We start from the raw sequence: 2032 nt of genomic DNA, 5'->3' as shown, positions 1-2032 counted from the left end.
GGAGCCCTCGCGTTCCCGAGGAGTGAGATGATCGACCGCAGCGTCCTGCGTCGTAAGCCCGTCGAGACCTCGATGGCGGACAGCCATGACCCCGACCGCTCGCTCAGCCGCACCCTGAGCGCCTGGGACCTCGCGGTGATGGGCGTCGCCGTGGCGGTCGGGGCGGGCATCTTCTCCGTCGGCGCGACCGCCGCCGCCAACTACGCGGGCCCCGGCGTCATCCTGTCCTTCCTCATCGCCTCCGTCGTCTGCGCGCTGGCGATCATGTGCTACGCCGAGTTCGCCTCGACGCTGCCGATCGCCGGGTCGGCGTACACCTTCTCCTACGCGACCATGGGCGAGGTCGTGGCCTGGTTCATCGGCTGGGACCTCATCCTGGAGATGCTGCTCGCCGCTGCCGTCATCGCGAAGTTCTGGGGTGTGTACCTCGCGGACGCCTTCGGCCTCTTCGGGGTCACCATCCCGACGACAGTGCACCTCGGCGGGGTGGCGGTGGAGTGGGGGCCGGTCGTCATCGTCGGCCTGTTCACCACCCTGCTCGCGATCGGGACCCGGCTGAGCGCGAAGGTGAACAGCGTCTTCACGATCATCAAGGTCGGCATCACCCTCTTCATCATCGTGACGGGCTTCTTCTACGTGAAGGCCGAGAACTACAGCCCGTTCATCCCCCCGGCCGAGGCCGCTCCGGGGAAGTCGGGACTGGACCAGCCCCTCTTCGCCTTCCTCTCCGGGATGGAGCCCACGACGTACGGCGTCGTCGGCCTGCTCTCGGGTGCAGCACTCGTCTTCTTCGCCTTCATCGGCTTCGACGTCGTCGCCACCACGGCGGAGGAGGCCAAGGATCCGCAGCGCACGATCCCGCGCGGGATCCTCGGCGGGCTCGCGCTGGTGACCGTGCTCTACATCCTGGTCACCGTCGTGGTGACCGGGATGGTGAGCTACACGGACCTGGCGGCCTCCGGGGCGCCGTCGCTGACCACGGCCTTCGTGCTCGTCGGTGCGGGATGGGCCGGCAAGGTCATCTCCGTCGGCATCCTGCTCGGGCTCACCTCGGTGCTCATGGTGCTGCTGCTCGGGCTCACCCGTGTGGTCTTCGCGATGAGCCGTGACGGCCTGCTCCCACGCTCGGTCTCGCGGACCTCGCCCCGGTTCCACACGCCGATCCGGCTCCAGGTCGGCGTGGGGATCGTCGTGGCGCTCATCGCGGGGCTGTCCCGGGTGGAGCTGCTCGAGGAGATGATCAACATCGGGACGCTGAGTGCCTTCGTCCTGGTGAGCTTCGGCATCCCGATCCTCAGGCGGACCCGCCCCGACCTGGTCCGCGGCTTCCGGGTCCCGTGGTCGCCCGCGCTGCCGATCCTCTCCGGTGTCGCCTGCCTGTGGTTGATGATCAACCTCACGACCCTCACCTGGATCCGGTTCGGCGTCTGGCTCGCGATCGGCATGGTGATCTACGTCGCGTACTCCTACCGGCACAGCCGCCTGGCTCGCGGGGAGTTCATCGCCGCGGAGCGAGGGCGCCCGCTCGCAGGGAGTCGGGAGACCATTGACCGGATGTGACCCACGCCACTAACGTGACCTGGGTCACTCGGCGTCGACCGGGTGGAACAGCAGATCCGCACCATGACAACGGATCTCGTGTCCCGGGCTCGGCCCGGGAGCGAGCACGGCCTGCGAAGGCTCGATCGCAGGCCCCTCCGGCGCCAGGACGGCGCCCGGCCGGATGCCCCGCGCTCGCGGCGGGGCACACTGCACAGGCACGTGATGCGACGGGGCACTCTCATGACCCTGTGGGACGACCTTCCCGGCGACGCCACCTCGGGCGGAGCCCTCGACACCCTGCGGCCCCTGCTCGACTCGGTCGACACGCCCACCTCCACCGATCGGGTCGAGGACGACGGCACCTGGCGGATCTTCACCACCGCCGTCGGCGCGGGTGATCCGCTCACCGTCGACCTGGGGTCCGGCGCGACGAGCCGGGACCCCGCAGCGGCGGCCCCGACGAGCACGGGGGGTGCCCTCGAGCTCACCG

2 protein-coding genes are annotated in these 2032 nt (G+C 69.7%); both read left to right on the top strand.

Going from position 1 to position 2032, the window contains the following annotated elements; translation table 11 throughout:
* The first annotated feature begins 27 nt into the window (after nt 1-27).
* Entirely contained in the window at nt 28-1560 is a 1533-nt protein-coding gene (locus ABWK99_RS15910) for an amino acid permease (RefSeq protein WP_372595657.1), read from the top strand.
* Nucleotides 1561-1782: 222 nt separating this feature from the next.
* Nucleotides 1783-2032 (top strand): hypothetical protein (locus ABWK99_RS15905; RefSeq protein ID WP_372595656.1); only part of this gene is annotated, 250 nt, incomplete at its 3' end.

It is taken from the genome of Actinotalea sp. (genome assembly GCF_041597215.1).
GTDB lineage: Bacteria > Actinomycetota > Actinomycetes > Actinomycetales > Cellulomonadaceae > Actinotalea.
This window is presented reverse-complemented; position numbering and strand designations above follow the sequence as displayed.